We start from the raw sequence: 23630 nt of genomic DNA, 5'->3' as shown, positions 1-23630 counted from the left end.
CGGACCACCGACGGGAATTGAATCATGTTATGGACCAAATGAAATGTTTCGTCAATTCAGAACATTCCATTACTTTTGGTTATATAAAGCGATCGGTTTTCTCACTTTACTTTTACATATTGCGCTTCCTACACTCTGTCGACATGTACCCTCAAATAATAAGGATACCGGGATGAAAAGTGATTGGATGGCGCGAGAACTGGTGCATCGCGATTACAGTCATCACCCGCCGGCGCTGGCGCCGCTGTATAAAACCAGCGTGCTGCGGTCGCCGCGCAATGCATTAATTTCATTGCAAAACTCGCTGTCTGAACTGACCGCCCCCGTCTTCACGCCAACGGATATCGGCCCGCTGGATCACGATCTGATTCTGAATTACGCCAAAGACGGCTTACCGATCGGCGAGCGGATCATCGTGCATGGATTTGTGCGGGATGCCTTTGGGACGCCGGTGCGCAACGCCCTGGTCGAGGTATGGCAGGCCAATGCGGGAGGGCGCTATCGCCACAAGAAAGATCAGTATCTGGCGCCTATCGATCCCAACTTTGGCGGCTGCGGCAGGATGCTGACCGACGACAACGGGTATTACTGTTTTCGTACGATCAAGCCGGGCCCGTATCCCTGGCGCAATCAGGTCAGCGACTGGCGTCCGGCGCATATTCACTTCTCGCTCTCCGGCGAGGCGTTCGCGCAGCGCTTGATCACGCAGATGTATTTCGAAGGCGATCCGTTGCTCGTTCGCTGCCCCATCTTGCAGTCGGTAGGCAGTGACGATGCGATGCGCACGCTGATTGCCGAGCTGGATATGCACGCCGCCGTGCCGCTGGACAGTCTGGCTTACCGCTTCGATCTGGTGCTGCGGGGCCATCGAGCCACGTGGTTTGAGAACCGTACACAGGGAGCCGCGTGATGAAAAAGTACTTGTCTGAAACGGCCTCGCAAACCGCCGGGCCTTATGTGCACATCGGCTTGGCGCCGCATGCCGCCGGCTTTGATATTTTCGAGCGTAATTTTACCCATGTGTTGACGCAACCGGAGACGCGCGGGGAGCGAATCGTGGTGGAAGGGCATGTCTATGACGGTTCCGGCACGCCGGTTCGAGACGCGCTGGTCGAAGTCTGGCAGGCCAATGCCGCCGGGCGATATCAGCACCCCGCCGACGGCCAGTTGGATAAACCCGACGATCCGGCGTTTCGCGGCTGGGGGCGAACCTGTTCGGATTTCACCAGCGGCCTGTGGCAATTCGAGACGATTAAACCGGGGCGCGTGACGGGGCGCGACGGCCGGTTGATGGCGCCCCATCTCAATCTGTGGATAGTGGCCCGCGGCATCAACATCGGGTTGAACACGCGTCTCTACTTTGCCGACGAACAGGCGGCCAATGCCGAAGATCCGGTGTTGAATCTCATCGAGTGGGAAAAACGGCGCAGCACGTTATTGGCGCAAAGGCGGCAGCGCGGGGATCAGACGGTGTACCATTTCGACATCTGGTTACAGGGCGAGAACGAAACCGTTTTTTTTGATATTTGATCCTCCGTTCGCCCTGACAATGAGCTTGCCGCGCCGGCGGCAAGTTAATACTATAAATCATGAACATGACTTCTCGCTTTAGCCAACGCATCCGCCTTCGTCATCTGCACGCCTTTGTCGCTACCGCGCAACAGGGGACGTTGGTGCGCGCCGCACAGCAATTGGGCATCACGCAGCCCGCGCTCTCTAAAACGCTCAACGAACTGGAAAGCCTGGCCGGCGAGCGCCTTTTTTCGCGCAATCGGCAGGGGGCGGAACTGACCGCCGCCGGAACGCGTTTCCTGCAGGATGCCAGCCGCGTTTTGGATGCGCTGAATGTGTTGGGGCGCACGCTTGCCTCGGACAGCGAGGCGCTGCCGGCGCCGCTGCATATCGGCGCGCTGCCCACCACGCTGGTGAGCCTGGTCGCGCCGGTCGTGGTGGGGTTGCAGCAGCAATCGCCCGGCTGGCGCATGCAGGTTACGACGCTGGCCAACGATGCGCTGATGATGGCGGTGAGATCGGGGCAATTAACGTTAGGCATCGGGCGCATGTCAGACCCCTCCCGCATGGAGGGGCTCAACTTCGAGCTGCTGTACCATGAAACGCTGCGGCTGGTGGTTGCGCCTCATCATCCGCTGTTGCATTCGGATGTCTCGCTGGCGGAGGCGTTGAGCTGGCCATTGGTGCTCTCCCCGCGAGGTACCGTGCCGCGTCAGAATGCGGAGGCGCTCATTGTCAGCCACGGGCTGGCGGTGCCGGAAGGGTGCGTCGAGACGTTGTCGGTTACGCTGGCGCGCTGCCTGACGCTACAGTATGGCTATGTGTGGCTGGTGCCTTACGGCGCGGTGCGTGATGACTTGTTCAGCAATCACCTGCGTGCGCTGCCGTTGCCTACCCAGGGGATGGCCGAGCCGCTGGGCATCATTACCCGGCAAGAGACGCTCTCGCCCCCTGAGCAGCAGCGCCTGATTGCTGCGCTGCGCCAAAGGGTGCTGGATGTGCCGGTATAACCGCGTCTTCTAGTCGTCCGATCGCCGCCCGGCGTCGTATTCGGCAAAGACGGACTGCGCCAGATGAAAAGCGGCGTTCGAGGCGGGTAAGCCGCAGTAAAGCGCCGCATGCATCAGAACTTCTTTGATCTCTTCACGCGTGACGCCGTTATTGAAGGCGGCCCGGATATGCATTTTCAGCTCAGCTTCGCGATTCAAGGCGATCAGCATCGCGATGGTGATCAGGCTGCGGGTATGGCGCGACAAGCCCGGACGCGTCCATATTTCTCCCCAGGCGTAGCGAGTGATGAAATGCTGAAACTCCTCGTTGAGCGGCGACAGCGCCGCGAGGGTATTATCGACATGCTCATCGCCCAACACCGCTCTGCGCACCGTCAGGCCTTGCTGATAACGTTGCCGCTGCGTGAGCTGCTCATCCAAAAAGGCCCGGAACGCGCGGTTAAATGCCCGCCAGGCTTCGATGCTGGACAGATGGGCGGCGGGCAGGATGACGCATTGCGCGTCGGGAATGCCTCCCGCCAAGGCTTTTGCATCGTCGACGGTCGTTACCGCATCCTCATGTCCGGCGATAACCAGCGTCGGAACGCGGATGCCTGCCAGCTCGGCGCGTAAATCGGCGGTCGCCAGCGCGTCGCAGCAAGCGGCATAGCCCTCGGGATCGCAGGCGGTGAGCTGTTGCACGACGGTTTGCACCTTGACGGGGGCGGATTGGCAAAATGCCGGGGTGAACCAGCGCGCTGCCGCGCCATCGCTGACGGCGGACATGCCGCACTGGCGCACCCGCGCGGCGCGTTCTCGCCAATGCTCCGTCACCCCGATTTTCGCGGCGCTATTGGCGATCGTCAGCGTCAGCAAGCGATCGGCATGAAAGCGCGCCAGCCATAACCCCGTCAGCCCCCCCATGGAGATGCCGCAGAAATGCACCCGATCAATCGCCAGAGTGTCCAGCAGGGACAGCACCTGTTCGCCCAGTCGCGCCAGCGAGCCGGGCTGTTCATCGGGCGCAGAGTCGCCGTGGCCGGCAACGTCGTAGCGCAGAATGCGATAGTGGGCGATGAACGCGTCGCGCTGCGGCTGCCACATTGATAATGAGGTGCCCAGCGAGTTGCCAAACAGAATAACCGGGGCGTTTTCAGGCCCCTCAAGGACATAATTCAACATGATTGCTCCCTCTCGGCCATCGCCAGGACTTGTTGAATGAAACGCTGCGTGCTGCCGGTGGCATTGGCCGGATCGAGCAAGGTTTCCAGGGTTTCCCGGCTGAGTCGGGAAGAGACTTCCGCATCGGCGCACAGAAGGGTTAACAGGGGTTGCTGGGTGGCCAGGGCTTGCCGGCAGCACCGTTCTATATGATGGTGAGCCTGTTGACGGCCGAGGGTGGGGGCTAAGGCCAGGGTAACCGATTCAGCCATGATCAGCCCCTGCATCAGCGCCAGATTGCGCCTCATCGCCGCTTCATGCACCTCCAGACCGTTAATGAGATCCAGGCTTTGCGCCAATGCCGCCCCGCTCAGCACCAGGAGCTGCGGCAGGCTTTGCCACTCGGCCTGCCAGCCGCCCAGCGCGCGTTCGTGCTCCTGCACCAGGCCAGCATACAATCCCGACATCAATGCAGGCAGACGGTTGGCCGCGCTGAGGATGGCGGCGCAGAGTACCGGATTTCGCTTATGCGGCATCGTGGAAGAGCCGCCGCGTCCGGGGGCCGACGGCTCGCTGATTTCAGCGACTTCGGTCTGCATCAACAAAGACATGTCGCGCGCCAGCTTGCCGAGCGAGCCCGTCAGGCCGGCATACCAACTCGCCAGCTCCAACAACCGATCGCGTTGGGTATGCCACGGCGTGGCGCTGCGCGGCAGGGCCAGCGCTTGCGCCAGCGCCCGCTCAACGCGCTCACCCTGTTCGCCGAGCGAGGCGAGCGTGCCGGCCGCGCCGCCGAATTGCAACGCGAGCACGCGTGGCCGCATTTCAGCCAGACGAGCCCGATAGCGCAGCAAGGCGTCCAGCGTGCCGGCCAGCTTCAGCCCCAGCGTCGTTGGCAAAGCGTGTTGCAGCCAGGTGCGGCCCACCATTAACGTTGCGCTATGGCGTCGGCATTGCGCCGTCAGCGCCGCAATCAGCTGATTGAGCAGCGCGTCGGTTTTATCGAGCGCGCTGCGCAGTTGCAGCATCAGCCCGCTGTCAATCGCATCCTGACTGGTCGCCCCCCAGTGAACGAAACGCGCCGCTTCCGGTGAGGTTTGCGCCACCAACGCCGTCAATTGTTTGACGAGGGGAATGGCTAAATTGCCCGCCAATCCGGCGGACTGCGTCAGCGCGGCGGCGTCGAGCTTTTCCGCCTGGCAGTGGCTGCGTATGATCCGCGCGGACGCGTCATCGATAATCCCTGCAGACGCCAGGGCCTGCGCCAGACCGGCTTCGAAATCAAGCATGCCCTGCAGCAGCGCCGTGTCGCTGAAGCAGGGCGTTAATGGCGAAGCCATAAACATTGCGCTATAGAGAGACATTCGTTATATCCGTTCCAGAATCAAGGCGACACCTTGCCCGACACCGACGCACATGGTGCACAGGGCAAAACGCCCGCCGGTGCGCCGCAGTTGATAAGCGGCGGTCATGGCCAACCTGCCGCCGGATGCCCCCAGGGGATGCCCCAGCGCGATAGCGCCGCCGTTAGGGTTGACCTGTTCCGCGTCATCCGGCAGTCCCAGGGCGCGCGTCACGGCCAGCGCCTGGGCGGCAAAGGCTTCATTCAACTCGATGACGTCCATTTGCGCCAGGCTCAAACCGGTTTGCGCCAGCACTTTGCGGACTGCGGGAACCGGCCCGTAACCCATGATGCGCGGCTCTACGCCGCAGGCGGACATGCCGACCACACGCGCCAGCGGGGCGAGTCCATACTGCACCGCCGCGCGTTCGCTGGCAATGAGCAGGGCGCTGGCCCCGTCGTTGATGCCCGAGGCGTTGCCGGCGGTGACGCTCCCCTCGGGGCGCACGACGCCTTTCAGGGCGGACAGCGCGGCCAAAGAGGTGCTGCGGGGATGTTCGTCGCGAACCAGGCTGAGCGGCTCGCCTTTGCGTTGCGGAATGCTGACGGCGATCAGTTCCTCATCAAACAGGCCCAGCTCCTGAGCGCGGGCGGTGCGCTGTTGGCTGCGCAATGCAAAGGCGTCTTGATCGGCGCGGCTGACGGCGAAATCGCGAGCCACATTTTCGGCGGTTTCAGGCATGGTTTCGACACCGAACTGCGCGCGCATTTGCGGGTTGATAAAGCGCCATCCCATCGTCGTATCTTCCATTTTCAGCGATCGGCTGAAGGCGCTGTCCGCTTTGCCGGTGACAAAGGGCGCGCGCGACATGCTTTCCACGCCGCCCGCGATGATGACCTCCGCTTCGCCGCATTTAATGGCGCGCGCCGCCATGCCTACCGCGTCCAATCCCGAACCGCACAGGCGATTGAGGGTGGTGCCCGGCACGGTGTGGGGCAATCCGGCCAACAGCAGCGCCATTCGCGCCACGTTGCGGTTGTCTTCACCGGCCTGGTTGGCGCACCCCAGAATAACGTCATCAATGGCGTGGGGATCCAACTGCGGCAGTCGGGCAAGCAGCGCCTTCAGGGGCAGAGCGGCCAAATCGTCGGCGCGCAGCGCGGATAATGCGCCGCCGTAACGGCCGAATGGCGTACGAACGGCATCGCAGATAAAAGCCTGTTGCATGGCGATTTCCTCAAGCGGGGATCAAGTCAGATTGCAGTAAACGTATCGGGGTTAACGCTTGCAGCGCGTCAAAGGTGAGCCCCGGACACAGCTCCAGCACCTGCGGGCCGTCCGGGGTGATATCAATGATTGCCATATCCGAATAAATGCGGCTGACGCAGGCCAATCCGGTCAGCGGGTAGCTGCACTGTTCCACCAGCTTGCATTCGCCGGTCTTGGTCAGATAGTCCATCATCACATAGACTTTGCGCGCGCCGATGGCCAGATCCATGGCGCCGCCCACCGCCGGGATCGCGTCTTCGGCGCCGGTGCTCCAGTTGGCCAGATCGCCGGCAGCCGAGACCTGATACGCCCCCATCACGCAGATATCGAGGTGGCCGCCGCGCATCATGGTAAAAGAGTCGGCGTGATGGAAATAACTGCCGCCGGGCAGCAAGGTCACCCGTTCTTTACCGGCGTTGATGAGTTCCGGATCTTCTTCGCCCGGCGCGGGTGACGGCCCCATGCCGAGCAGGCCGTTTTCGCTGTGCAGAATCACCTCTTTGTCGGCGGGCAGGTAGTTAGCGATGCGGGTCGGCAGCCCAATCCCGAGGTTGACGTAGGCGCCTTCCGGAATATCGCGCGCTACCCGTTGGGCTAATTGGTCGCGGGTTAATTTTTGCATGTTATGACTCCTCAGGCAGAGAGGGAAAAGGTCGCGGGGTGCGCCACCGCCACCAGGCGCTGGACGAAGATGCCCGGCGTTATCACGTTTTCCGGATCCAGTGCGCCAAGCGGCACCAATTCAGCGACCTGCGCTATCGTCGTGGCGGCGGCCATCGCCATCACCGGGCCAAAATTACGCGCCGCTTTGCGGTAAACCAGATTGCCCCAGCGGTCACCCCGATGGGCCTTTATCAAGGCGAAATCCGCCTTTAAGGGCGTTTCAAACACGTAATGCCGTCCGTCGATTTCACGCGTTTCTTTGCCTTGCGCCAGCGGCGTGCCAAAGGCGGTTGGGGTGAAAATGCCGCCCAACCCGCTGCCGGCGGCCTGCATGCGGGCGGCAAGGTTGCCCTGAGGCACCAGTTCCAGTTCGATCGCGCCGCGGCGATAGAGGTCGTCAAAGACCCACGAATCGGCCTGGCGCGGGAAGGAGCAAATCATCTTTCGCACACAGCCGGTCTTGAGCAGCGCCGCGAGGCCGCTGTCGCCGTTGCCGGCGTTATTGCTGATTACCGTCAGCTCGCGGGCACCGCGTTCAATCAGCGCATCGATCAGTTCCAGCGGCTGTCCCGCGGGGCCAAAGCCGCCAATCATGATGCTCGCGCCGTCCGGAATGATGGACACGGCGTCTTCCAGGGTGGCCACACTTTTATCGATCATCTTTTGTTCCTTTCATTCGGCGCCCGCCGGGGGAGTGTTTATCGTCAATGGGAAAGTAGATCGTCCCTTTCAGGCAAACAATACCGATTATCGAAAAAGTGTGCGATTATCGGCTATTCTTTGAGAGGCATTCGCAGGTTGTGATCGTCGGCACACCGATATTTCAGGCAGACAGCGGGGTAACGAGAATGGAAAAAGAACAGGAAATTACGCGCAGCAGCACCGATCCCTGGAAGGGGGATCCCGACTTTATGGCCTCTTTGGCGCGAGGATTGGAGGTCCTGCAGGCTTTTACGCCGCAGCGGCGGCTGATGTCGGTGTCGCAGATTAGCCAGCGTACCGGCATTCCGCGCGCGGCGGTGCGCCGCTGCCTTTACACCCTGAGTAAGCTGGGCTTTGTGTACGCGGAAGACGGCAAGAATTATGAGCTGCGCCCGCGCGTCTTGTCGCTGGGTCACAACTGGCTGGGGGCTTCGCCGTTGGCCAACGCCGCGCAGCCGGTGTTGAGGCAACTCAGCCAGACGCTCAATGAGTCCTGTTCCATGGCCATATTGGACGGCGATGACATTCTTTATATCGCCCGCGCATCAACTTCGCGGATCATGACCATCGATTTGCACGTCGGCAGCCGCTTACCCGCCAGCACGACGTCGATGGGGCGGGTGCTGCTCAGCGGGCTCGCCAGTGAGACGTTGAATGACTATTTGGCGCGATTGACTCAACTGCGTTACACCAGCCATACCCTGGTGAGCGTCAGCGCATTGCGGGAAGAGCTGGCGCGCGTGCGTCAGCAGGGATATGCCATCAACGATCAGGAACTGGAGATTGGCCTGCGTTCACTGGCGGTGCCGCTCACCACGCCGGACGGCCGCATCGCCGCGGCGTTGAACGTCGGCGTGCATGCCGGTCAGGTTTCCGCAGAGCGTTTGCACCAGCACCACCTGCCTTTGTTGCGCTCGGCCGCCGAAGAGATATCGCTGTTGTTGCACGACTCACCTTGAGCGAGCGCGCAGGGGGCGTATGCGCCCGATTTTTCCGCATCTTGCGGCGCGATGCGGTGTTGTATTGTGGGCTGCGGGTAAGGTAATTTGCTGAGGGCATGATGACTGACGCGGGGGCCAACGGACATGAACGAAAGAATCGACTACCACATCGAGAAATACCATTTCGCGCCGCTGGATGAAGCCCCGCGGCTTGCGCGCCAGTGGAGCGAGGTGTTGAACGAGTGTCGCCAGACGCAGGCGGGCGCGGAAGAGCGCCTGCGCATTGCGTTGCTCAACGTGGACTATGTGACCAGTTTCGAATTGCCGTTTCGCTTATTGCTGGTGCGGGCGCCGCAGCTGATTGCCGGCCTGCGTGATGAGCTGTCGATCAGTCAAAAAAATGTGGTGTTCAACGGCAAGCGCTTTGGCTGCGTTTACAGCCTGAAGAGCGATTTAAGCGACGTGCCCGAGGCCTTCCAATACGGTCTGTCGACCCGCATTCACCGAACCTCGGCGTCGGGCGTGGACGCGCTGCCCTACCGTGAAATCGCCAAGGCGCTCAAGGCGCCGCGTGAGCGGCTTAAGCTGGCGCTGGAGCAGGGGCTGCGCGTCACGGCGCTGGACGGACTGTTCTGGTTCGGCATACAGCGCATCGCCGCCGAAGTGCGCAGGCTAAGAAAAACCGGCATGACGATCGTGACGGCGGAAACGGAGATTTTCGACACCCTGACCGGCACGACGCGCAAGGTACCGGTTTACCGGCTGGCCGACCGTTAATGGCCGTTATAGATAAAGAGGAGGCTCAGACCAGGAACCTCCTTATTGATAGTTGATAGCGTGGTTTATCGATAGGCTTCATTGCGCGCGATGGCATACTTCCCGCTGCCCAGCAGCAGTATGGCGACCCCACCCATAAAGAACACCAGTTCGTTTTCAATGCCCCAGGCGCCGACGTCGGTGACGGTGAAGACCTTGCCGGTGCCCACCATCAAAAACGCCACCACCAGCGTGAGGGCGTAAACCCCTGCGGCGGGGCGGGTGAACAGCCCCAAAACGATCAGTATCGGCGCCAGGATCTCCCCAATATATACGCCATAGGCGATGAAGGCGGGCAGCCCTTGTTGTTGTAACGCATCGGCGATCCAGCCGACGCCATGCTGAACTTTCGCGACGCCGTGAAACAGCATCAGCCCGCCGAAGGTTAGCCTGAGCGCCAATTTGCCTGCGTCCGGGTGGTCAAAAAAGCGAGTGAATGCCGCATTGAGTGACTTAACCATGGCTTTTTCTCCTGAATAGGAATGATTTTCAATCAATATATCAGTCGGATGAATGCGAAAGCTGTTCTGGATCAGGAAAACGGCGGGCTCGGCGTTAAATCGCCGGACGAGGCCGGCGATGCGGCCTGATTTTTAGGCGGAATAACCTGTGCGCACGGGCCGAACCGGGGATGAGAAAAGTCATCGGCAGGGTTGGCCCATCGCGTAGCCCATCTCTTTTCTGTATGTGTTGGCTACCTGATTTGCTTTTTCATCAATGATTGTCAAAGGACAGGCAACGTAAAGATTCATAAGGTTTTTTTGCAGCAATGAAAAGGTGCGCGTTTTCGCTTTAATAACCCAATAGAGTTACCTTTATTTTTATTTTGAACCGCTAAATCATTAACGCTTTTTTTCGGCCTTTTTATTGGGAATTATCTTGCTTATTTTGCCTTGCGAAAGTTGATCCTGTGGGACGCACGGCCAGTGGCGGGTTTTATTTTTATAGATTTTCTTATTTTTTGATGACAATTCAATGCCGAAGAGAATGAGTGAGATTGACTGAGGGGGTTATGAGTGGGTGTAAATTTCCATGAACTATTTTTCCTGGCGTAAAAGTAATCGATTCAGCGCTGTTTTAAGTTGTTGAATTGTTTGTTTTATGTATATTGATTTGTTATTTTTTTATTAAAAAAATAATATTTTTTCTTGATATTGGGTTTGCCTTTGCTAGTATCAAATTAGTGGTCTTATCAGTTAGGGAAACATTTCTTGTATATGGAACAGATCGCTGGTCTTAACACGGTTACTGTCGTTGCAGCGCTTACGTGGTTATTTTGCGGTTATAGTAAATGATATCTCTAATGCCACTTTAGTCTGCGAGACTCTTTACCGCAGTGGTGCTTTTGCCGCGATAAGCCGTATGAGAACACACATGAAGGGGAATTGAATCTTAAATTATTCTGATCATTACCCTGAGTTAACTATAAAAGAACGATGCTTTATCCACCAGGCTGTTTGTGTATCAATAGGTATTCGGTGCACCACGGCGGAATGTTAATCTGTGCTTTAGCTTTAAAATTAATAATCAAAACTCTCGCCAAATTGTTTATTTTCACACCAGGTTTCGCATGTGTAAGTACTGAGTGCTGGAAATGAAAGTCACACTGCCATCGTCTTCTATTGATCATTGCGTGCTACCCGCTTGCAAGAAACGACTGGCTGTCATGGTTTTATGAAAAAATTTCACTATTTACTGTGGTTATCATTTGCTAATTAAATTATTTGTATCCAGTGGTATTACTGGAATTATCCTACCAAGGATGAAACGTTGTTTTTAGGGCAGTTTTTGATTTTTTTCCTATTCTTAGCTTGCATAATTATTGTTTGCAATTTATTGATTTTAAAAGGAAAAAATAAATATGTAAATGTAAAATAGTTTAAACCGATCACTGCGATTCTATTGATAGGTTCAATCTATTATTGTTGTTAATATTAATACATCTAAACAATTTGCGAGCTTGGTGACGACTAACTTACGCTAAAAGGACTCTGGGAAAGACTGGCGAACGTAAAAGCCCGCTTTATTAGGCTTTATGTTTCTAGTGCTGATTGAAAAGGATATCAGGCCATGAATGAAGTCATCTCAACGGAAGTGAATGGCGTCGAATTTGATCCACGATACAGTGAAATTGAATTCACGCTTTCGGAATATGACAGCCAAACCGATCCGCTTAATGCCGTAGACAATGCGCGTGATATCAATTGGCACGCCATTCGCGAGCAGTCTGCCGCGTTGCTGGAACAGTGCTTCGATTTACATGTCGTGCTGTGGTTTATGCGTGCCAATCTTCATATCGACGGTTTTTCGGCCTTCTACCAGGGCATTAAGGATATTGACGCCAAATATGCCGAGGAGGGCGCCACCATTTTCCCTCAGGCGGATATGGAACCCTCATCGGACAGCTTTCATGCGGCCGCATTAGGGTGGCTCGCCACATCGTCCTGTCTGCACGAAATCAAGAACAGCAAGATTTTTCCCGACACGCCGTTAACCACCGACGAGCTGCTGAATATGCGGCTTGACGAGCAGGAAGGCAAAAGCCTGCATTTTTCGGAGGTGGTAAAGGTGCTGGGGCAAGCCGACAGTTATTTTGCCGGCAGAAATCTGCCTTCGCTGAAAGAGCAATTGGCGCTGGAAATCGATGCGCTGGAGCGCGTCGAGAATTACGCCAATCTGCAGGCCGAAGATTATCGTTTGGACTGCCGGCAGGTGCGCGACTATTTGAAACAGTTCAACCGCCAGCTGGCTTCACTGGAACAGCAGGAATTGCCGGCTGAACGGGATGACGCGGAGATTGACTCGCCGGATGCTGACGCGCCTGTCGCCATGCCCGGCAAATATATCCGTTCCCGGCAGGATGTCATCTTGCTGTTGGATCAGGTTTTGGACTATTTCCAAAACTATGAGCCCAGCCATCCGGCCCCCATTCTTATTCGACGTTCACAAAAAATGATCGGTATGGACTTCGCGACGATTGTTGAGGAGCTTTTGCCGGAATCTCTGGCCTCGTTAAATCAATTGTCCGGGAAGTAATTTTTATCACAAAGGAGTTTTCCAATGGCTAAGGACTCAAGCTCTCAGAAATTTATCGGTAAAAATAACGCGCCGCGCGTGCAAATTGAATATGACGTAGAGCTTTACGGTTCACAAAAGAAAGTGGAGTTGCCCTTTGTTACGGGGGTCATGTCCGATCTCTCTGGGCATCGGAAAAAGCCTTTGCTGCCGATCGAAGAGCGGAAATTCCTGACCTTTGATCAGGACAACTTCAACGATCGTATGCGCGCCATCAAGCCTCGTCTGCAATTTTACGTAGAGAACACCCTGAGCGAAGACGATGCGTTGCTGGACGTGGAATTGGAGTTTGAATCGATGGATGACTTCACGCCTGGCGCCATCGCCAAACGGGTTCCGCAGATGCAACGCCTGCTTGAAGCCCGGGAACATCTCACGGAGCTGATCACCTATATGGATGGTAAATCCAGCGCGGAAGAAGTGGTGAAGAATCTGCTGGAGAAACCCGATTTTCTGCATCGTTTGGTGACGGATGCGCGTAAAACGGTCGCGGATGCGGAACAGGATGTGCAGGATTCCGGCAATAAAGGAGATGAGGAATGAGAGCGAGGCAACGACGCTATTCGGCTAAGCAGCAGGCTACGGCAGTCGCTGAAGTTGAAACGCAGGAAACGGAAAATGAGCTTGACGGTTTGCTCAAGCGTTCATTCCGGCCCAGAACGAACGAGGCTTCGGAAGCGGTTCGTCGGGCTATCGGCACGCTGTCCGAATATGCCAATAAAGGCAAGGTCAAGGTCAGTCAGGATGTCGTATTGACCATTGAATCGTTGATTGCCCAGATCGACGAACAGCTTTCGCAACAGATGAACAATATCTTGCACCACAAGGAGTTCCAGAAGCTGGAGTCCGCCTGGCAAGGTTTGAGTTATCTGGTCGATAACACCAACGTCAGCGAAACGCTCAAGATCCGGGTGTTGAACATCAGTCAGGATGAGCTGACGCGCAATTTGCGCCGCTATCGGGGCTCCGCCTGGGATCAAAGCCCGGTGTTCAAACAGATTTACGAACAGGAATATGGTCAGTTCGGCGGCGAGCCGTTCGGTTGCATCATCGGCGATTTTGAATTCGATCACAGCCCGATGAGCGTTACGCTGCTGACCGAGTTGGCGAAAATTTCCGCGGCGTCGCACTGTCCGTTCATTTCCGCCGCGTCGCCGTCGCTGCTGCAGATGAGCAAGTGGAACGAACTGGGCAACCCGCGGGATATCGGCAAGATTTTCACCACGCCGGAATATGCGTCCTGGCGCCGCCTGCGCGAAAGCAACGACTCGCGTTACCTGGTGTTGACGATGCCGCGTTTCCTGTCGCGTTTGCCTTATGGGGCGAAAACCAACCCGATCGAAGAGTTCGCTTTCGAGGAGTCTGTCAGGCCAGATGTGGATGATGATTTTTCCTGGGCCAACTCGGCGTATGCGATGGGCGTCAACATCAACCGCGCGTTCCATGAGTACGGCTGGTGTTCGAAGATTCGCGGCATCGAATCCGGCGGCTCGGTGGAAGAACTGCCCGCCTACGCGTTTCCATCCGATGAGGGCGGATATGAACTGACGTGCCCGACGGAAGTGGCCATTTCCGATCGGCGCGAGCAAGAGCTTTCCGACGCCGGGTTCTTGCCCCTGGTCTATCGCAAGCATTCCGATTTCGCCGCTTTTATCGGTTCTTGCACCATGCACGCGCCGGCGAAATACGAGGATCCCGACGCGACGGCCAACGCCAAGCTGTCTTCGCGCTTGCCTTATATTTTCGCCACGTGCCGATTCGCGCACTATTTGAAATGCATCGTGCGCGACAAAATCGGTTCTTTTCGGTCCAGGGACGATATGCAGCTGTGGCTGAATGACTGGCTGATGAACTACGTCGATGGCGATCCTTCCGTCTCGACCGAGGCGACCAAGGCGCGTCGTCCATTAGCCGCCGCCGAGGTGCGCGTTGAGGATGTGGAAGACGATCCGGGTTATTACCGCGCGCATTTCTATTTGCGCCCGCATTACCAGTTGGAAGGCATGACCGTGTCCTTGCGACTTGTATCAAAACTTCCGTCAGCCAAAAAAGATGGGAGCAGATAAGTTACGGCTGGTCATTGGTTTGGATATTGCCGACGTTAATTATTAAATGGCGTTGGTGGGAATTGATATTTCATTGAAATTTAGTGGCGCTGTTTTTTACGCTATTGCTATTTATTAATGGCTAATGGGTTCTCATTGTCGCTATTTCAATGATCGCGTAGGCAATATAACGACTTATCTGAATAGACTTTTCAATTAACGAAGTAGACCTATCAGTCAAGGAGACAAAAAATGAGCACGAAAGCTTTAGTAGACTATTTTTTGAAAATTGAGGGTGTTGATGGTGAATCACCCGACCAAACCTACCCTGGCTGGATTCAGCTGCAAGCCTGGCAATGGGCGGAAGAAAACGCCGGCCGTTGGGGGTTCGGGAGCGGCGGTGGTTCAGGCAAAGTCGAGATGAAAGACTTTGAGTTTCGCATGGTGAGCAATAAGGCTTCGCCGAAACTGTTCCTGATGTGCGCCACCGGCGAGCATATTCCTCAGGCAAAACTTGTTTGCCGTAAATCAGGCCAGGGTCAGCAAGACTTCATTGCCGTGACCTTCAGCAACTGCCTGGTTTCCTCATTCAAGACCGTGGGTAATATGCCGCTGAATTCCACCATCGGTACTGAAATCGATACCGTGCTGCCAACCGACGTTATCAAGCTGAATTTCGCACGTATCGAAGTTGAGTACAAAGAGCAAAACAATGATGGCTCCATGGGTGCGGTAATTAAGACGGGGTATGACCTCAAGCTTAATGCCCGTATCTGATCATTGATGTCACAACACTAATTGCAGGCTGTCTGCCCGCAGCGATTGCGGGCAGACATAAGCCTTATCGCGAGGTGTTAAATGAAAGCGTCATTGCCCATGCTATTCGATAAGCTCAGCGTGAGACATCAAAGCGCCAGCGCCGATAATTGGCGGCGTGTTTTGGTGCGTGATATCGAATTTTTACTGAATGACGCATCGCGCAGCGCTGATTTGAAACTTCATGATTATGCGCACAGCGAAAGTTCGGTATTGAATTATGGCCTGCCGTCGCTGAGCCAACGCATACCGATTAATACCGATCCGTTAACGCTGGCGAGACATATACAAAGAATCATTACTTCGTTTGAGCCGCGTCTGGATCCGAAAACGATTCGTGTGGTGCCTGTAGTGAATGAACGCCAATCGTATGTGCTGGCGATTTTATTCGATATTTATGGCACCTGCTCATTACCGGGTGACGAAATGCTGGTTAATTTGCGCATCGCTCTTGATTATTCCTGTGGCGCCGTACACGTATTTGATTAATAGGGGTGACTATGTTCAGTGAGCGCTTTCTCCAATTATATAATGATGAGCTGCGTTATTTTCGCGAGGCCGGTCGTCAGTTCGCCTCTTCTCATCCCCAGGTCGCCCAGCATTTAGGCATGCATATCGACGGCGTGCTGGATCCTTTCGTTGAGCGTCTGTTGGAGGGCTCCGCGTTCCTTTGCACCCGCATCCAGGAAAAGCTGAACAATGAGCAGCCGGAATTTGCCCTGCAAATGCTCTCACGCCTGGCGCCGCTGTGGTATACGCCGGTTCCCGCGATCGCTACCGTCGCGATTAAGCCCGATCTCTCTTTTCCCCAGTGGCACAGCCAGGTTGACCTGCCGCGCGGGAGCCGCATGACCCTCAACGATATCTCGCTGAACAACAAACCCGCCACGTTCACCACGGCGCGGCATATTAAAGTGCAGCCCGTTGAGATTTCACTGGCGGAATGCGAGATTTTGCCGCCGCACCATTTGCCTGACGGCGCCGCCAGACACATGCAGGATTGCTCGGCCTACGTCAGGATATGCCTGACGACGCACGGCGTGCTTCCCGTCTCGGAGCTGGATCTCGAGCCGCTGCACCTGACGCTGGCGGAAGATACGGTGCGGGCCAATCAACTGCTGGCCGCGTTGCTTAATCGCACCTTGCGCATCGTGCTATGGGCGAAAAGCGACGACCGGCCAATCGTCAAAGTCTTGCAGCCGGACAGCTTGCGCTTGGGCGGCGTCAGCGATGAAGAAGCCTTGTTGCCCACCGTGGTGGGGGAACTGCCCGGCAACCGGCTGATGCGCGAATACTTCGCCGCGCCAAGCCGCTTCTTCAGCCTGGAGCTGCATGGCGTGCAGGATTTTCTGCGCCAATGTGAACGCGTTCACGAGTTCGAGATCTTGTTCGCGCTGGAGCAACGCCCACTCACTCTGATCGGTCGCGTCAACGCCAGGGATTTTCATCTTTTCGCGACCCCGGTCATCAACCTGTATCGCCGCCATTGCTCGCCGGTGCTGCTGACGGATGAGCGCACGGAGCACCAGCTGGTGGTCGATCGTTTGAACACCTCGCTGTATGAGATACACAGCGTAAAACAAGTGAAAGGCATGCTGCCCGACGGCAACCCGGTGATTTTCTCTTCGCTGCAGGCCGACGTGCAGTACGACTGCGAGCGGGAGCCGGCCGGTTATACGCTGCACCGTCGCCGGGAGCCGTCGCCCTCCAAGTACAACAATCCGCACCTGCCCAACGAAGATACTTTCATCGCCATCTCGCCGGGCAAAAGCGGCATCGACATCGACGACATCACGTCGCTCAGCGTCGAGGCGCTGGTATGCGAACGGCATCTGGTGCCGGCGCACCTTCAGCAGCCGCATTTCCAGCTGGAAACGGCGATGCCGATCCACCAGGTGGAGATCGTCCGCTACCCGAGCAACCCGGTCGCGGTGCCGAACATCAGCCAGGCGTGGCAGGCGATCCAGATGCTGGCCTCCAATCCTTTGCGCCATGCGCGCCCCGACGTTCAGGATTGTTCGGCGCTGTTGCGCGACTGGCTGTCGTTGTTCTGCCATCAGGATGACTCCAGCCAGCGCAAGCGCATCGCCAGCATCAAAAACGCCTGGGTGGAGCACCACTTCGAACGCAATCAGGGGCCGGGGCCGCTGGCCTGGATCCGCGGAGCCGAGATCGCCGTCAACTTAAGCGCCAACCATCATGCCGACCACGGCGCCTATCTGTTCGGCAAAATATTGCACCACGCGTTGAGCCAATACGGCGACCTGAACCAAACGTTAAGCATGAAGCTGTTGCTGGATGGGGAAACCCACGCCGACTGGGGGGCGCTCTACTATGGCTGATATGTCGTTGATGCGTGAAACGGCGCTCTCGTTGGAGCCGGCGCCGACGCCGGGGGCGCAAAGCGAAAGCGCGGGCCAGGCCGAAATACGCGGGCTGTCCAATCGACAGGATTTTTTCGAGCTGCTGCGGCGTATCGAACGCGCGCAGCCGGATGCGCCGCGGCTCGGCGTCTCCAACGATCGCAGCCGCGAAAGGCTCTGCATTACCCAGCCGGCGGATATGGCGTTCGCTTCGCGTGAAATCGCCTCTATCGTGCAGCGCCCTAAGCAAGTGCTGATTCAGGCGCGGCATTTCGGCATGTTCGCCCCCTACGGCCCGCTGCCGATCCATGTGACCGAGCACGCGCGCACCGAAGTCATCGCCAGACGCAACCAGGCGTTCCAGCAGTTCGTCGGCATCGTCAGCCAGCGCTTCGCCGTATTGCACTACCGGGCCTGGGCGCAGCTGAAGGCGATGATCGGCCATGAGCATGACGATGACAAAAACCCGTTCTTGCGCCATTTGCGCCAGACGGTGGGCGTCGATACGGCGCTGACGGTGAACCCGCATATCCAGCGCCTGCGCGAGGCGTACCCCGGCACTTATCTGCCCGGTCGCCGCTCGCTGCGGCAGCTCAACAAGATGTTGGCGGCCTATTTCGCCGTTCCCATCACGATTACGCCGCGCTACGCCAAGTGGATCGACGACGGCAAGCAAAGCGGCAGCCAAAAGCTGGGCAAGTTGGGCAGCACGCGCATCGGCAGCCGCTTTTTCGATGCCCAGTACGGCGCGCATATTCAGATCGGCCCGCTGGGGGCCCCGCAGTATCAGCAGTATCAGCGCGGCAGCAGGCGGCTGCAGGCGTTGGTGAGCATCTGTCATGACTTTACGAGCCATCAGCTGATGCTGGATGTCAGCCTGCTGATTGCCACGGAGCCGGGCATGGCGGCGCAGCTGGGCGGCAAGTCGCTGAGTAAAGACAGCTGGCTGAAACCTAAGACAGGGACGTTTAGGCAGCTGGTTTATCAATCAACAACTTAATATAAGGAAATTTAAGGTGTATCAACGAGAACGTCTTTTTTCGCGATTGGGCCACTTTGCCTATCAGTCGTTCGTCGAAGCGACCAAGCTGTGCCGAACCTTCAGGCACGAATACGTGGAGCTGGAACACTGGCTGAAAGTCCTGGTGGACAAGGAACGCGGCGACTTGCCGATGATCCTGGCGCACTACGCCATCAACAGTCAGCGCATCAGCGATGCGTTGGATCGCATTCTTCATACCTTGCCTAACCGGACGAATGCGGTGGTGGACCTGTCGACGCAACTGGAAACGGTGGTGGAAAGAGGGCTGCTGATGAGCCAGCTCGCCGAAACGCCGTCCGGCGGGGTGCGCACCATTCATATCTTGGTCGGCATTCTGCAGGATCCCACGTTGCAGCGCAGCCTGTACCGGCTGAGCGACGAGTTCAAAAAACTGCCGATCCCGCAGCTGTTCGACGATTATCCGGCGATTCTGGCGGAGTCCGTCGAGCATGAGGAAGAGGAAGAAGAGGTCTACAGCGCCCACGGCGATGCGCCGGAGGCGTCCGAGACGGTCGATATTCTCGATAAATGGTGCGCCGATCTGACCCGCCAGGCGCGCGACGGTGAAATCGACCCGGTGATTGGCCGCGAAGCGGAGCTGCGCCAGGTGATCGACATCTTGCTGCGTCGCCGGCAGAACAACCCGATTTTGGTGGGCGAAGCCGGGGTCGGCAAAACGGCGGTGGCGGAAGCGCTGGCCTGCAAGATAGCCCAGGGGCAGGTGCCGCCGCTGCTGCAGGGCGCCCGGCTGCTGTCTTTGGATCTGGGGCGCATGCAGGCCGGGGCGAGCATGAGGGGCGAATTCGAATCGCGCCTGAAAGCGCTGATCGACGCCATCGCGCATTCGGCGGTGCCGGTGATCCTGTTTTGCGACGAGGCGCATACGCTGGTGGGCGCCGGCGGGCAGGCCGGCACCGGCGACGCCGTCAACCTGTTGAAACCGATGTTGGCCAGGGGGGCGCTGCGCATGGTGGCGGCGACGACCTGGTCGGAATACAAACAGTTCATCGAGCCGGACGCCGCGCTGACGCGCCGTTTCCAGTACGTGTTGGTTTCTGAACCCGACGAAGAGAATGCGGTGAACATGATGCGCGCCATCGCCCCGCATTTTGCGCAGCACCACAGCGTCAAGATCCGTGAGTCGGCGCTGCAGGCGGCGGTGCATTTGTCGCTGCGCCATCTGCCGTCGCGGCAACTGCCGGATAAAGCCATCAGCTTGCTGGACACCGCCTGCGCGCGGGTGGCGCTGAGCCAGCATGCGCTGCCTGAAAAAATCGAGTCGCTCGAGGCCGGGTTGGCGGTGAAGCGCACCGAAATGAACGGCCTGCAGGAGGAAAGCAAATTCGACGATCTGGCGCTCACCCGCATCACTGAATTGCAGCAGACCCTCAGCGATATGGAAGGTGAACTGGATGCGCTGCGTCAGCGGCAGGCGCAGGAGCAACAGGCGGTCACCACCTTGCTCGACGCGGAGCGGCAGTCGCCGGAGCGCTTGCCGCAGTTGGCCTCCGAGCTGGGAGCCTTGCAAGACGGCGGCCTGCCGTTGGTGTATCCGTGGGTGGACGACCGCGTCGTGGCGGAGGTGTTGTCGGATTGGACCGGCATCCCCACCGGCCGCATGCTGCAAAGCGATCTGGACAATGCGCTCAATCTCAACCAACTGCTGAGCCGCCAGATATTCGGCCAGCAGACGGCGATCGATGAAATCGCGCAGGCAGTGCGCATCTCCCGCGCCGGCATTCAGGCGCACGATCGGCCATTGGGCGTTTTCATGCTGTCCGGCCCGAGCGGCGTCGGCAAAACGGAGACCGCGTTTGCGCTGGCGGAGGCGATGTACGGCGGCGCGCATAACCTGATCGTCTTCAATATGAGCGAGTTTCAGGAATCGCATACCGTTTCCACCCTGAAAGGGGCGCCGCCGGGCTATGTCGGCTACGGCAAGGGCGGCAAGTTGACGGAGGCGGTGCGCCGCAAACCTTATTCCATCGTCTTGCTCGACGAATTCGACAAGGCGCATCCCGATATCCACGAGGCGTTTTATCAAGTCTTCGACAAGGGCGTGATGGAAGACGGTGAGGGCCGCATGATCAGCTTCCGCCAGTGTTTCATTTTAATGACGAGCAATATCGGCGCCGGCGAAATAGAAGCGACGCTGGCGGAAACGCCGGATCTGAAAACCGAAGCGCTGCGGCCGATGCTGCATGACGTGCTGGCGCGCTTCTTCCCGGCGGCGCTGTTGGCGCGCATGAACGTCATTCCCTACGTGCCGCTTTCTACCGAAGCGATAACCCATATCGCCACCAAACAGATTTCGCGTTTACAACAGCGTTTGCACAAAGAAGTGGGCGTGTCGCTGGTGCTGGAAGGCGACATTCCAGGCTGGATAGCCAAACGCATCAGCGCCCATCCTTCGCGCGGCAGAGCGGTCGAGTCGCTGCTGCAGCAGGCGATTTTGCCGCCCATCAGCAATGAAGTGCTGCAGCGCAAACGGACGGGACAGGAACTGCAGAATATCCAACTCATGGTCGAGAACGATAGTTTAAGTGTTTATTTCGACTGATTTTTAATTTGCCGCCGGCCCGCAAACGCGGGGCGGGGTTCGATATCGGATCAGAGAGGTTGTTATGCCTTTAATCGAAATTGATAACCCGGTGTTAGCCGAATTAAATGCGTTTCCACTCAGCTTCACCACCAAAGAAGGGTTGTCGAGCAACTCGCAATATACGCTCGAATTCGAATGTGAACAGGCGGACGTTGATTATGAATCTCTGCTGGGTCAAGGGATCAGCATTCAAATAGAAAGGCCGGATTTCGGCGCGCGGCCGTTTTACGCTTACGTGATCGGCGCCTCCGATTCGGGGCAGCATCAGGATAAGTTCGTTTATAAGCTGGAGCTGAGCACCTGGCTGTGGTTTTTGATGCAGAACCGCAACAGCCGCATTTTCCAGGATTTGAACGTGCTCGACATCATCGAGCAAATCTTCTCGCGCTACGGTTTTGCCGACTACCGTCTGGATATTCAAGGCACTTATCCGACGCGTGAATATTGCGTGCAGTTTTCCGAAACGGATTTCGCGTTTATCAGCCGCCTGCTTGAAGACGAAGGCATCTGGTATTACTTCGATCACGCCGAGGATAAACACACGCTGGTGATCACCGACCGGCAGAATTTCGACGATCTGGATTTCGGTTACGCCGTGTTGCCGTTCATGCCGGACAGCGAAGAAAACCGCGCCATCCGCGAAGGGATCCAGCGCATCCAGCGTTCACGCAAAGTGCGCCCAAATGAAATCGTGCTGCGCGACTTTGACTTCCAGAACCCGCGCAAGAACCTGCAAACCAAGGTGGAAGAGAGCCGCCTCGGCCTGCAGAACACCCCGTTGGAGTGGTATGACTACGCGGCGGGTTATGTGGATACCGAACGCGGTGAAAACCTGGCGCGGCTGCGCCTTGAAGAAATGCAAAGCGACGGCCATCTGCTGTTTGGCGAGAGCAACGCCGTCGGGCTGATGGCCGGCAAGGATTTCTCCTTGATTTTGCACCCGGACGCCAACCGCAACCGCCGCTTCAAGCTGACTCGCTGCGACTATGTGTTCGTGCAAGACGGCCCGGACAGCAGCAGCGACGGCCGCAACGTCACCTGCCGTTTCAATGCGTTGAACGACGACGTGCCGTTCCGCCCGCTGCGCGAAACGCCAAAGCCGCAGATGCCGGGCATCCAGAGCGCCACCGTGGTCGGCGCGCCCAACTCCGAAGTGCATACCGACAAATTTGCGCGCATCCGCGTGCATTTCCACTGGGATCGCTACAAAACCACCGAGGAAGACAGCTCTTGCTGGATCCGCGTGGTGCAGGCCTGGGCCGGGAAAGGCTGGGGCGTGATCGCCATGCCGCGCGTCGGTCAGGAAGTGCTGGTGACCTATGTCGACGGCGATCTCGATCGTCCGATGGTGACCGGGATTGTGTATAACGGCGACAACCCGCCGCCTTATCAGTTGCCTGAATACATCAACTACTCGGGCATGGTGTCGCGTTCGCTGCGCTTCGGCAAGCCGCAGCATGCCAGCCAGTTGACCTTCGATGACAACCGCAACAACGAACGCGTCATGCTGCATGCCGAACGCGATCTGCAAACCACGGTGGAGCGCAACCAGGCCACCGAGGTGGGAATGGACAAGTTCGACATCATCCGCCGCACCTTTACCGACTGGTTCACCAACCACGTCTCTTACAAGGATTACGTCTTCAGCATTACCGGGTTTGACGCCTCGATTAAAGGCGTCAGCGCGTCGATGACCGGCGTCAGCCTCACCGCCACCGGCGTGAGCACCTCGTTTACCGGCGTCAGCACCTCGTTCACCGGCGTGAGCACGTCATTTACCGGCGTGAGCACTTCGTTCACCGGGCTGAGCACCTCGTTCACCGGGCAGAGCACCAGCTGCACCGGCGTATCAAACTCGATGACCGGCGAAAGCAACTCCTTCACCAGCATCAGCAACAGCATGACCGGCGAAAGCAACAGCTACACCACGGTCAGCACCAGCCAGACCGGCAGCAGCACCAGCTTTACCGGCGTCAGCGTCAGCACCACCGGCTCGTCGACCAGCACCACCGGCTGCAGCATCAGCACCACCGGATCGTCGACCAGCACCACCGGCTGCAGCATCAGCACCACCGGCAGCAGCGTGAGCACCACCGGCAGCAGCGTCGGCACCACCGGCAGCAGCGTCAGCAGCACCGGCAGCAGCGTCAGCAATACCGGCAGCAGCGTCAGCAATACCGGCAGCAGCACCAGCACGACAGGGGTGTCGATCAGCTATACCGGCGCGTCACTGTCCGAGACCGGCGTCGATTTGAAAAAAGTCGGGATGCAAAGCAAAAACTAACGAGGCG

Annotated in this window: 20 protein-coding genes and 1 pseudogene; 14 read left to right on the top strand and 7 right to left on the bottom strand. The window is 57.6% G+C overall.

The window, feature by feature from the left end:
* The first annotated feature begins 172 nt into the window (after positions 1 to 172).
* The 3 genes from pcaH to ACP3TA_RS21670 are packed head-to-tail and all read left to right on the top strand — an operon-like array spanning position 173 to position 2522.
* On the top strand, positions 173 to 910 hold the full coding sequence (gene pcaH / locus ACP3TA_RS21680; RefSeq protein WP_033651814.1) for a protocatechuate 3,4-dioxygenase subunit beta: 738 nt from the start codon (positions 173 to 175) through the stop codon (positions 908 to 910).
* Positions 910 to 1530: a protocatechuate 3,4-dioxygenase subunit alpha gene (pcaG, locus tag ACP3TA_RS21675; RefSeq protein WP_016927159.1), complete on the top strand. Its 621-nt coding sequence runs from the start codon at positions 910 to 912 to the stop codon at positions 1528 to 1530. The genes pcaH and pcaG overlap by 1 nt, the downstream gene beginning before the upstream one ends.
* A gap of 59 nt (positions 1531 to 1589) precedes the next feature.
* The gene (locus tag ACP3TA_RS21670; RefSeq protein ID WP_069100813.1) at positions 1590 to 2522 is read left to right on the top strand and encodes a LysR substrate-binding domain-containing protein; all 933 of its coding nucleotides are present in this window, start codon (positions 1590 to 1592) and stop codon (positions 2520 to 2522) included.
* 9 nt (positions 2523 to 2531) lie between these two features.
* Here the strand turns inward: ACP3TA_RS21670 and pcaC are convergent, their stop codons facing one another.
* The 6 genes and pseudogenes from pcaC to ACP3TA_RS21640 form a co-directional block, all read right to left on the bottom strand.
* Positions 2532 to 2942: a 4-carboxymuconolactone decarboxylase gene (gene pcaC, locus ACP3TA_RS21665; RefSeq protein WP_208060768.1), complete on the bottom strand. Its 411-nt coding sequence runs from the start codon at positions 2940 to 2942 to the stop codon at positions 2532 to 2534.
* Positions 2943 to 3686, bottom strand: a pseudogene (pcaD, locus tag ACP3TA_RS21660) (3-oxoadipate enol-lactonase); the annotation flags it as partial.
* Positions 3677 to 5026 carry a 3-carboxy-cis,cis-muconate cycloisomerase gene (locus ACP3TA_RS21655; protein ID WP_426784428.1) on the bottom strand — a complete coding sequence of 450 codons (1350 nt, stop codon included), beginning with the start codon at positions 5024 to 5026 and terminating at the stop codon, positions 3677 to 3679. The pseudogene pcaD and the gene ACP3TA_RS21655, both read right to left, overlap by 10 nt.
* 3 nt (positions 5027 to 5029) lie before the next feature.
* The gene (gene pcaF, locus ACP3TA_RS21650; RefSeq protein WP_016927163.1) at positions 5030 to 6232 is read right to left on the bottom strand and encodes a 3-oxoadipyl-CoA thiolase; all 1203 of its coding nucleotides are present in this window, start codon (positions 6230 to 6232) and stop codon (positions 5030 to 5032) included.
* Positions 6233 to 6242: 10 nt separating this feature from the next.
* Positions 6243 to 6896 carry a 3-oxoacid CoA-transferase subunit B gene (locus ACP3TA_RS21645; RefSeq protein WP_046687390.1) on the bottom strand — a complete coding sequence of 218 codons (654 nt, stop codon included), beginning with the start codon at positions 6894 to 6896 and terminating at the stop codon, positions 6243 to 6245.
* Between the two features lie 11 nt (positions 6897 to 6907).
* Entirely contained in the window at positions 6908 to 7597 is a 690-nt protein-coding gene (locus tag ACP3TA_RS21640) for a 3-oxoacid CoA-transferase subunit A (protein WP_016927165.1), read from the bottom strand.
* Positions 7598 to 7785: 188 nt separating this feature from the next.
* Between ACP3TA_RS21640 and ACP3TA_RS21635 the strand changes: the two genes are divergently transcribed.
* Together ACP3TA_RS21635 and ACP3TA_RS21630 are read left to right on the top strand one after the other, a co-directional pair.
* Positions 7786 to 8598, top strand: coding sequence for an IclR family transcriptional regulator domain-containing protein (locus ACP3TA_RS21635; RefSeq protein WP_033643667.1), 813 nt, complete (start codon positions 7786 to 7788; stop codon positions 8596 to 8598).
* Between the two features lie 126 nt (positions 8599 to 8724).
* Positions 8725 to 9357 (top strand): helix-turn-helix domain-containing protein, encoded by a 633-nt coding sequence (locus tag ACP3TA_RS21630; RefSeq protein WP_033643666.1) that lies wholly within the window; start codon positions 8725 to 8727, stop codon positions 9355 to 9357.
* A gap of 65 nt (positions 9358 to 9422) precedes the next feature.
* Here the strand turns inward: ACP3TA_RS21630 and ACP3TA_RS21625 are convergent, their stop codons facing one another.
* On the bottom strand, positions 9423 to 9857 hold the full coding sequence (locus ACP3TA_RS21625; RefSeq protein ID WP_033651807.1) for a DoxX family protein: 435 nt from the start codon (positions 9855 to 9857) through the stop codon (positions 9423 to 9425).
* A 1609-nt stretch (positions 9858 to 11466) separates the two neighbouring features.
* Here ACP3TA_RS21625 and ACP3TA_RS21620 point away from each other — a divergent pair.
* The 9 genes from ACP3TA_RS21620 to vgrG all read left to right on the top strand — a co-directional run bounded on the left by ACP3TA_RS21620 (position 11467) and on the right by vgrG (position 23623).
* The gene (locus tag ACP3TA_RS21620; RefSeq protein WP_033643664.1) at positions 11467 to 12432 is read left to right on the top strand and encodes an ImpA family type VI secretion system protein; all 966 of its coding nucleotides are present in this window, start codon (positions 11467 to 11469) and stop codon (positions 12430 to 12432) included.
* A gap of 24 nt (positions 12433 to 12456) precedes the next feature.
* Entirely contained in the window at positions 12457 to 13014 is a 558-nt protein-coding gene (tssB, locus tag ACP3TA_RS21615) for a type VI secretion system contractile sheath small subunit (RefSeq protein ID WP_033643663.1), read from the top strand.
* Positions 13011 to 14537 carry a type VI secretion system contractile sheath large subunit gene (gene tssC / locus ACP3TA_RS21610; RefSeq protein WP_033643662.1) on the top strand — a complete coding sequence of 509 codons (1527 nt, stop codon included), beginning with the start codon at positions 13011 to 13013 and terminating at the stop codon, positions 14535 to 14537. Before tssB ends, tssC begins: the two co-directional genes overlap by 4 nt.
* 231 nt (positions 14538 to 14768) lie before the next feature.
* Positions 14769 to 15293, top strand: a complete 525-nt coding sequence (locus ACP3TA_RS21605) for an Hcp family type VI secretion system effector (protein ID WP_004935369.1) — start codon at positions 14769 to 14771, stop codon at positions 15291 to 15293.
* Between the two features lie 81 nt (positions 15294 to 15374).
* A complete protein-coding gene (locus tag ACP3TA_RS21600; RefSeq protein WP_015378391.1) occupies positions 15375 to 15821 on the top strand; it encodes a type VI secretion system baseplate subunit TssE in 447 nt (148 codons plus the stop codon).
* A gap of 11 nt (positions 15822 to 15832) precedes the next feature.
* The gene (gene tssF / locus ACP3TA_RS21595) at positions 15833 to 17674 is read left to right on the top strand and encodes a type VI secretion system baseplate subunit TssF (RefSeq protein WP_033643661.1); all 1842 of its coding nucleotides are present in this window, start codon (positions 15833 to 15835) and stop codon (positions 17672 to 17674) included.
* Positions 17667 to 18695, top strand: coding sequence for a type VI secretion system baseplate subunit TssG (gene tssG / locus ACP3TA_RS21590; RefSeq protein ID WP_046687388.1), 1029 nt, complete (start codon positions 17667 to 17669; stop codon positions 18693 to 18695). The genes tssF and tssG overlap by 8 nt, the downstream gene beginning before the upstream one ends.
* 16 nt (positions 18696 to 18711) lie before the next feature.
* A complete protein-coding gene (gene tssH, locus ACP3TA_RS21585; RefSeq protein WP_033643660.1) occupies positions 18712 to 21297 on the top strand; it encodes a type VI secretion system ATPase TssH in 2586 nt (861 codons plus the stop codon).
* Positions 21298 to 21361: 64 nt separating this feature from the next.
* Complete coding sequence (gene vgrG, locus ACP3TA_RS21580) at positions 21362 to 23623, top strand: type VI secretion system tip protein VgrG (protein WP_004935351.1); 2262 nt, start codon at positions 21362 to 21364, stop codon at positions 23621 to 23623.
* Positions 23624 to 23630: the final 7 nt, after the last annotated feature.

The sequence above is a fragment of the Serratia sp. 2C06 genome, assembly GCF_050037615.1.
Taxonomy (GTDB): Bacteria; Pseudomonadota; Gammaproteobacteria; order Enterobacterales; family Enterobacteriaceae; genus Serratia; species Serratia ureilytica.
Note: the sequence above shows the minus strand (reverse complement) of the source record. Positions and strands in the feature narration are given on the sequence as shown.

Coding starts and splice junctions, on each gene's coding strand:
- pcaH (WP_033651814.1), top strand. CDS start 173: ATGAAAAGTGATTGGATGGCGCGAGAACTGGTGCATCGCGATTACAGT.
- pcaG (WP_016927159.1), top strand. CDS start 910: ATGAAAAAGTACTTGTCTGAAACGGCCTCGCAAACCGCCGGGCCTTAT.
- ACP3TA_RS21670 (WP_069100813.1), top strand. CDS start 1,590: ATGAACATGACTTCTCGCTTTAGCCAACGCATCCGCCTTCGTCATCTG.
- ACP3TA_RS21655 (WP_426784428.1), bottom strand. CDS start 5,026: ATGTCTCTCTATAGCGCAATGTTTATGGCTTCGCCATTAACGCCCTGC.
- pcaF (WP_016927163.1), bottom strand. CDS start 6,232: ATGCAACAGGCTTTTATCTGCGATGCCGTTCGTACGCCATTCGGCCGT.
- ACP3TA_RS21645 (WP_046687390.1), bottom strand. CDS start 6,896: ATGCAAAAATTAACCCGCGACCAATTAGCCCAACGGGTAGCGCGCGAT.
- ACP3TA_RS21640 (WP_016927165.1), bottom strand. CDS start 7,597: ATGATCGATAAAAGTGTGGCCACCCTGGAAGACGCCGTGTCCATCATT.
- ACP3TA_RS21635 (WP_033643667.1), top strand. CDS start 7,786: ATGGAAAAAGAACAGGAAATTACGCGCAGCAGCACCGATCCCTGGAAG.
- ACP3TA_RS21630 (WP_033643666.1), top strand. CDS start 8,725: ATGAACGAAAGAATCGACTACCACATCGAGAAATACCATTTCGCGCCG.
- ACP3TA_RS21625 (WP_033651807.1), bottom strand. CDS start 9,857: ATGGTTAAGTCACTCAATGCGGCATTCACTCGCTTTTTTGACCACCCG.
- ACP3TA_RS21620 (WP_033643664.1), top strand. CDS start 11,467: ATGAATGAAGTCATCTCAACGGAAGTGAATGGCGTCGAATTTGATCCA.
- tssB (WP_033643663.1), top strand. CDS start 12,457: ATGGCTAAGGACTCAAGCTCTCAGAAATTTATCGGTAAAAATAACGCG.
- tssC (WP_033643662.1), top strand. CDS start 13,011: ATGAGAGCGAGGCAACGACGCTATTCGGCTAAGCAGCAGGCTACGGCA.
- ACP3TA_RS21605 (WP_004935369.1), top strand. CDS start 14,769: ATGAGCACGAAAGCTTTAGTAGACTATTTTTTGAAAATTGAGGGTGTT.
- ACP3TA_RS21600 (WP_015378391.1), top strand. CDS start 15,375: ATGAAAGCGTCATTGCCCATGCTATTCGATAAGCTCAGCGTGAGACAT.
- tssF (WP_033643661.1), top strand. CDS start 15,833: ATGTTCAGTGAGCGCTTTCTCCAATTATATAATGATGAGCTGCGTTAT.
- tssG (WP_046687388.1), top strand. CDS start 17,667: ATGGCTGATATGTCGTTGATGCGTGAAACGGCGCTCTCGTTGGAGCCG.
- vgrG (WP_004935351.1), top strand. CDS start 21,362: ATGCCTTTAATCGAAATTGATAACCCGGTGTTAGCCGAATTAAATGCG.